The sequence below is a fragment of the Mediterraneibacter agrestimuris genome (assembly GCF_943193195.1).
In the GTDB taxonomy this organism is placed as follows: domain Bacteria; phylum Bacillota; class Clostridia; order Lachnospirales; family Lachnospiraceae; genus Schaedlerella; species Schaedlerella agrestimuris.
Genome location: NZ_CALPDG010000080.1, coordinates 1 through 7394 on the forward strand (window position 1 = coordinate 1; position 7394 = coordinate 7394).

Below are 7394 nucleotides of genomic sequence, written 5' to 3' on the forward strand. Positions count from 1 at the left end.
GATATTTTTATTATACCAAAGAAACGGCTCGAAGTATAGAAAAGCCCGGCATTTGCCGGGACTTTGTCTACAGTCTGCTGCCAGCAGATACTCTGCTGGCAGGAAAAATTTTATATCTTTTCAATTGTCAATTTGACGAGGAGCAGTTCAGATTAATCAACTGCATCTTTTTTATAATATTCTCTTAGGAGTTACTCTATTCGGAACTGGCTGATCAGGCGGTTCAATATTCTTGCCTGATTAGACAATTCATTGGAAATCTCTGCACTTTGTTCGGCAGCGGCTGAGTTTGCCTTTATTACTTTGGAAACCTCTTTAATCCTGCTGTCAACAGAGATGATCATCTCTGACTGCTGGACACTGGCAAGAGAGATTTCATCCATCAGTAATTTAATAGACTGAATACATTCGTTAATGACCTGCATTGCTGATATGGCAAGGTTTGTAGATTCTGTACCTGTTTTTACGTCATCCAGCGAACGTCCGATCAGAGAGCCAGTATTTTTTGCAGCTTCCGCAGATTTTGCAGCGAGGTTCCTTACTTCATCGGATACAACTGAGAACCCTTTGCCGGCATCACCTGCCCGTGCAGCTTCAACGGCGGCATTCAGTGCAAGAATATTGGTCTGGAAAGCAATATCTTCGATTGTTTTTATGATACTGCCTATTTGTGCTGAGGACTGGTCAATATTTCGTGTAGCGGTAACCAACTGCTCCATTTTTGTGTCGGCTTCGGCTGCATAACCAGTTGCCCTGTCTACAAGATCCCGTGCGTTGCCGCAGCGAACAGTGCTGTTTTGGATCTGTTCAGTAATATCTGTCACATTGGACACAAGACCATTGATAGACACCTCTTGCTGCATTGTGCCCTGGGATAATGCCTGTGCGCCTGCGGATACCTGATTTGCCCCGCTGTCCACTTGACTTGCGATCTGGGTAATGTCCCGCATTACATCAGTAAGATGGGTACGGATACTTGTCAGGCTTTCAGCAAGAACTTTAAAATCACCGATATAGTATGATTCATTTTTTTTCACATCCACGGCTATATTTCCGTTTGCCATCTCTCTTAATATCCGCCCGATATCATCAATTGTCTTCCTCAGACAGTCACAGACCTGATGGATCGTCTGTGCGATCATACCAATCTCGTCTGTCCTTCCATAAAATGCTTCCAGTTCCTGGTCAGCAGACAGCTCCAGGTTACCTAAACGCCGGATGGCATTTTCCATGGCCATCAATTCCTTGCTTTCCCGGTGCAGGATCAGAAGGGTGATAAGAACAATAACAGAAGCCATGATCGCACATAAAATACCTACCGTAATACGGACCGTTAATACTTCTCCATAAACTTCTGAGGCATTGTCTCGAACCATGAATACCCAGTTCCTGTCTTTAAGATATTTATAAACGACTAGTTGCTCTACTCCGTTTTCGTCTCGATAGGAATAGGTTCCCGCCTGAGTGCTTCCGTCTGCTTTAATTCGTTTGATAATTTCCTGATATCCACTGTCAGATGTTTCTGTGTTCAGCAATTCTTCATCTTCATGATAGAGATATTTACCTGTGTCTACATTTAAAAACACATATTCACTGTTAGGAAGTCCTTCAATATCCAGATTCAGCAGTGCATCCATCAGACGGCCGGCATAGACGCCGGCGCCTACATAGCCAATGCATTGCGAGCCGTTAAAGATTGGATAGTACATGGAAATAATCATGCTTCCGGTTCCCGGAGACTCCATGATTCCTAGATTGGTAAGCTGTGGCTGTGCCAGGATAGTCTTTTGGAATTCGGTTAAAGAATCTCCCTTCCGTGTAGTTATTCCGATAGCTCCCTGCGAAGTATGAGTCAAAACATATGTATCAGGTGTACTGATATACAGTCCCTCGAAGATTCCTTTTATTTCGGCAAATTTTCGGTATACTGTTGTCCTTGCTGTAAAAGTACAGGGTCTTCAGGATTAGCGAGAAGATCTTGAACTTCACTGCCAAGGGCAAAGGCTGTCATATATTCTTCTGCGGAGGCTACATAATCATTGATAATTGCTGCTCTGGATTCTACAGCGTCAATCATTTGATTGGTAATGTTGTTTTCTACCATAGAGGCTACACGGCTAGATACAATGAACCAAAGCAACAGCATGCCGACAAAGGTGATTGCTGTGGTAATGATACTGATACGCGTAGCAAGCTTACGATTTGATAAAAACTTCATAAGATTCCCCCTTGTAATTGTAATAAAGATATAATTTTTTCACAAATTATTTTAGCACTATTAATTTTGCTTTTCAAGCTTGAAGTCCTCGCATTTACGCAGTTGTAATGATGATGCGTTTCTGTTCAAACGGTACCTTGCACTGCGCTGCAAGGTGTCCGATCAATGAAGTGATGACAGCGATATATCCAGCCCCTCGCCGAAGGCGGCTTAAAATGGGCTGGATACTGTTACTGGAGCACTTGTAGGGTGCGGACAGTAATGCTGCTTCTGTTCGGTCAGGTCGACACATTACTGAAAATTATTTAAATTGTTACCAGATTGTAATATCTTCTCGTTATGATAGACTTAACATAATGAAAGGGAGATATTTTTTATGAAGATTTTAGAGACGAAGCATTTGAAAAAATATTATGGCGAGGGCGGCAATCTGGTAAAAGCTGTAGATGATGTTAATATTTCCGTGGAAAAGGGAGAATTTGTTGCCATTGTGGGAACTTCCGGTTCCGGCAAGACTTCTCTTTTAAATTTGCTGGGTGGTTTGGATTATGCCGATAGTGGGGAGGTAATTATTGGAGGGCAGTCTTTGTTAAATATGAAGGATGAAGAGCGTACTGTATTCCGAAGAAGAAATATTGGATTTATTTTTCAGAATTATAATCTGGTATCGATGTTAAATGTTTATAAAAACGTAGTCCTGCCAATCCGGCTGGACGGAAATAAGCCGGACGAGGCATTTATCAGCAAGATTTTGAAATTATTGGGATTGATTGAGAAGACAAAGAACCGTCCAAACCAATTATCAGGCGGTCAGCAGCAGAGAGTTGCGATTGCGAGGGCGCTGGCAGCTAAACCACAGATTGTTCTTGCCGACGAACCGACTGGTAATCTGGACTCTAAAACCAGTGCAGAGGTAATGGGGCTGCTGCAGATGACCAGCCGGGAATTCAATCAGACTATTATTATGATCACGCATAATGAGGAAATTGCACAGCTGGCAGACCGTATCATCCACTTGGAGGATGGAAAGGTAGTGGGAGGTGACGGTTATGTTTCGGAATTCTAATCAGGAAGTATTAAAGGAATTAGGAAGAGACAATTATGCTTCTCACAAAAGCAGAAACCGCATAGCGATTTTAGCGATTGCACTGACTACATTGTTGATTACAGCGGTGTGGACAGTAGGAATTAGTTTTATCTCTACAATGGGCAATTACGGAGAGTCCGCGCCGGGACCGGGATGCGAGGGGAACATTAACGGTACGCAGGAAACACAGGAAAAATTGCGGGAGCTTCCGCAGATTGAGTGGGCGGATATGGCAAGAGAATGCAGTATGGCGGGGCTTCACAATCAGGAGTTCGCTGGATTGAATGTGCGTCTTCTGGCGCCGGATGAAGCGTATTATGGGCATAATTTTGTCAGCTTGACAGAGGGGAGATTTGCGGAAAGCGCTGATGAGATTGTGATTTCTGATACGATGGCAGAGCGGCTGGGGCTTAAAACAATCGTAGGTGAACAATTAGAATTGCTGGTAATGTTGGGAAAAGATGAAGAGATGGTGGAGACGCCGATGGATTTTATGATTACTGGATATTATAAAAATCCATTGATTAATATCAGTAATATTTATGATGAGATTTATACATCTCCAAAGTTTATTGAGCAGTATAATCCGGTAATGAAAGAACAGACGCAGCCGATTTATGTAAAGCTGAACAATCTGAATCCGCTGCTGATGAAAACAGATGTAATGAGTAAGCTGCAAGAAGTCTGTGAACTGAGCGGGGGAATGGGCGTCGGGACAAAAAACACCGATAGTCTGGGAAGTATGTTATTCAGTGTGGGACCGGCTCTGTTGTTTGTAGTATTCATTATTTTAAGCGGATATTTTCTGATCTACAATGTATTTTATATTTCAGTATCTTCTGATATCCGTTGGTTTGGTATGATGAAAACAATCGGAACTACTGCAAAACAATTGAAGCTTGTGTTGATGCAGCAGATTCGCCGTCTTGCATTGACTGGTATTTTGATTGGTATTGTTTTGGGATATCTGGTAGGCAATCTGATTGGGCCGGGCGTTATGGCGCAGACGATATACGCAATGTATTATAAGGCGCCGAATGTTGTGGCGGTATGTGTTCTGGGAGCAGGATTTTCGTGGTTTACAGTATATATAAGTGCAATAAAATCTTTGAAACTGGCATGCAGCGTTTCGCCGGTGGAAGCAGCCAGATTTGCGCCGAAAAAGAAGAAAAATCTGTTTACGATCCTTTCGTTTGCTTTAAGCGGTATGGTTTTTTTGATTACCTGCAATGCAACTCTGGGGTTTTCAGTGGATCATATGGTGGAGCGTTACAATATGAAAGACGCTTTGATTTTCCATGACGCGGTACACTGGCGGCTGGAGGAACCTTATCAGCCAATCTCTGCAGAACTTCCGGAAAAAATTGCAGAGCTTCCTTTTGTGTCCGGTGTAGACGTTATGTACCGTGCCAGAACTATGCCGAATTGCGATGATTTGGGAAAACGATATATAGATTCCCGGGCGGAAGTATCTCTGGGAGGTTTACTTGGAAAAGAGATGAATGTCTATGCCGAAAATGAGATGTTTATGAACGTATATGGAAAACATATGACAGGGGAGCAGTCTGAGGAGCTGCGGTGGAATCTTGGAGTGATGGGCGTACCAGCGGATATTATAGAGCGGGAGATGGAATATGGCGGTGTTTACAAAGGGAACTTTGATGTAGATAAATTTGCGGCAGGAGAAGGAATCATCTGGCGATCTGTGGATGTGTATGGATTTATAGAAAAGGATTTTAAAAATGGCGTACAGCCCGGAGATGTGGTTCCGATAGGATTTTATGATGACGAGGGGAATTGTGTAGAAAAAGAAATGACTGTTCTGGCAGTGATGGAGGAAGAGAATATGTATGGCAGTGATTTCGGTACTGCAAGTATCGTTTTAGCTGATACTCTGTTCAAAGAGTTGTATCAGGATTATGACCTGCGGATCAGTAACATTCAGATCGAAACAACAGAAGAAATAACAAAAGAACAGCATCAGCAGCTCAATACGCTCATGTCTTTAGAACATAATATGCAGTTGAATCTGGAATCTCGCTATATAACCAGGACAGAGATGGACGGACAGAAGAAGACTTTCCAGCTGATCGGATTTCTGCTGGCGGGACTGCTGGGGATTATCGGGATTTCTAATCTGGTCAATACAATCACTTCTGATGTATTTGCCAGAAAGATTGAACTGGCGGCGATGCAGTCCATTGGGATGACAAAGAAGCAGTTGTGGTGGATGCTGTTGACAGATACATTAAAATTCACAAGTATTTCTATCGTTTTAATGTTGCTGCTGGGAGGAATCATGTCCCATATGGTGACACAGAGCCCCTTATTTACCGGATTTAATGCAAGTCTATTTGTGTTGTCTGCGGTACTGTTGGTTCTTCTGGTAGCCGGGATCTGTGTATTTATGGCATGGCTGCTGGTAAAAATATTAAATCAGAAATCCATTGTTGAAAGACTGCGGGAAATTGAGTAAGATAAAAGTAATACGGCGGAGATAGTGATATGTGTGTAACAGTTCAGTCCAGGACTTTGCACTGGCTGCAAAGTCCGTGAAATAACGTATAGGTAGAGATGCATCAAGCCACCACGAAGTGGTTTTGCATGGCTTGATGCCTGTAACAGGAAGCCGAAGGCTGAACTGTTACATATGTGTTGGAATGTGCAGAACGAGTCTGAAAGCTGGGGACGAGAATGGATATAAAGATTTTAGTTGTGGAAGATGACATGATGTTAAATGAAGGCATCACCTATGCACTTCGTAAAAAAGAATATGTGGTGTACAGTGCAAAAACATTGGAGGAGGCAGCAGAATATCTGAATCAGCCTGTGAATCTGGTGATTTTGGATATCAATCTGCCGGACGGAGATGGAAGAGAGTTTTTGCAGAATTTTCGTAAGAGCAACTCGATTCCGGTATTGCTTTTGACTGCCCGGGATACAGAAAGTGATATGTTATGGGGATTTGACGCCGGATGTGATGATTATGTTACGAAGCCATTTTCTATGGCGGTGCTGCTTCGCCGGATTGAAGTTTTGTTAAAACATTCGGAAAGTGTAGACAGTCAAATCTACTACAGGGGAAGCTTAGTGTACGATTTTAATGAGAAACAGTTGACAAAAGAGTACCAGCCTGTAAATTTGACAGCTACAGAGGTCAGGCTGCTGGAAGCATTTCTTACTAATCGAAATCAGGTGCTGACGAGAGAACAATTACTGGATATGGTATGGGATACTTACGAGAATTATGTGGATGATAGGGCTTTGAATGTAAATGTGCGTAGACTGCGGGAGAAAATTGAGGATAATCCCAGGGAACCTGCCTGTATCAAGACGATTTTTGGTATCGGCTATAAATGGAGCGACCGGTTATGAATCAGTGGTTAATTAAGCTGCTTATTGTTGTCTTAGGGCTGCTGCTGGCAATTCTTGCTTATATGCTGTACAAATATCAAAGAGTGAAGAAATTTGCAAACAAAACAATGAAACAGGTGGATGACACGCTGGAGCAGCTGATATTAGGGCATGAGATAAAATATTTTCAGGAAAATGAAGATTCTCTGCTGGGTAAGTTCCAGACTCAGGCAGGGCGTCTTTATGATATTCAAAAAGCTCATGAACAAAGGGAAAAAGAGCTGCGAAGGCAGATGAGCAGTGCTGTCAGCAATCTGGTGCATCAGCTCAATACACCTATCGCTAACATTAAAATGTACAGTGAGTTTTTAAAGGAGGATTTACTGACGCCGGAAGAATATCAGCGTTTTGCAGATATTCTGGGGCAGCAGGCTCAGAAATTAAGCTGGCTGGGAGAAGGATTTGCCAAGGTGTCCCGGCTGGAGACGGGAATTATTGCTCTGAATCCAGAGATACAGCCTGTTTTGCCTGTTCTGCTGTCTGCGATTGACCAGGTATCCTTGAAGGCGGAACAGCACGATAACGACCTCAAGTTGGTGGGAAATCATAATCTAAAAGCTTATCTGGACAGAAAATGGACGGAAGAAGTATTCTTTAACCTGAATTATTCACGCTGGCGGTACCAATTATGGAAAAACCCGTATAGTTACTGTGTTTTCAACCGCTTTACATTTT

6 protein-coding genes are annotated in these 7394 nt (G+C 42.8%); 4 read left to right on the forward strand and 2 right to left on the reverse strand.

Features of this window, described 5'->3' with window-relative positions; genetic code table 11:
- Positions 1-191: 191 nt before the first annotated feature.
- On the reverse strand, positions 192-1745 hold the full coding sequence (locus tag NFS18_RS18600; RefSeq protein WP_251392985.1) for a methyl-accepting chemotaxis protein: 1554 nt from the start codon (positions 1743-1745) through the stop codon (positions 192-194).
- Positions 1746-1903: 158 nt separating this feature from the next.
- The gene (locus tag NFS18_RS18605; protein WP_251392987.1) at positions 1904-2218 is read right to left on the reverse strand and encodes a hypothetical protein; all 315 of its coding nucleotides are present in this window, start codon (positions 2216-2218) and stop codon (positions 1904-1906) included.
- Positions 2219-2594: 376 nt separating this feature from the next.
- On the opposite strand from NFS18_RS18605, the gene NFS18_RS18610 reads away from it, so the two are divergent.
- The 4 genes from NFS18_RS18610 to NFS18_RS18625 all read left to right on the forward strand — a co-directional run.
- A complete protein-coding gene (locus tag NFS18_RS18610) occupies positions 2595-3284 on the forward strand; it encodes an ABC transporter ATP-binding protein (protein WP_251392988.1) in 690 nt (229 codons plus the stop codon).
- On the forward strand, positions 3268-5781 hold the full coding sequence (locus NFS18_RS18615) for an ABC transporter permease (RefSeq protein WP_251392989.1): 2514 nt from the start codon (positions 3268-3270) through the stop codon (positions 5779-5781). Before NFS18_RS18610 ends, NFS18_RS18615 begins: the two co-directional genes overlap by 17 nt.
- Before the next feature lie 218 nt (positions 5782-5999).
- Positions 6000-6680, forward strand: coding sequence for a response regulator transcription factor (locus NFS18_RS18620; protein WP_251392991.1), 681 nt, complete (start codon positions 6000-6002; stop codon positions 6678-6680).
- Positions 6677-7394, forward strand: a 718-nt coding sequence (locus NFS18_RS18625) for a sensor histidine kinase (protein WP_251392993.1), incomplete at its 3' end; no start/stop codon positions are given. The genes NFS18_RS18620 and NFS18_RS18625, both read left to right, overlap by 4 nt.

Coding starts and splice junctions, on each gene's coding strand:
- NFS18_RS18610 (WP_251392988.1), top strand. CDS start 2,595: ATGAAGATTTTAGAGACGAAGCATTTGAAAAAATATTATGGCGAGGGC.
- NFS18_RS18615 (WP_251392989.1), top strand. CDS start 3,268: ATGTTTCGGAATTCTAATCAGGAAGTATTAAAGGAATTAGGAAGAGAC.
- NFS18_RS18600 (WP_251392985.1), bottom strand. CDS start 1,745: ATGGAGTCTCCGGGAACCGGAAGCATGATTATTTCCATGTACTATCCA.
- NFS18_RS18605 (WP_251392987.1), bottom strand. CDS start 2,218: ATGAAGTTTTTATCAAATCGTAAGCTTGCTACGCGTATCAGTATCATT.
- NFS18_RS18620 (WP_251392991.1), top strand. CDS start 6,000: ATGGATATAAAGATTTTAGTTGTGGAAGATGACATGATGTTAAATGAA.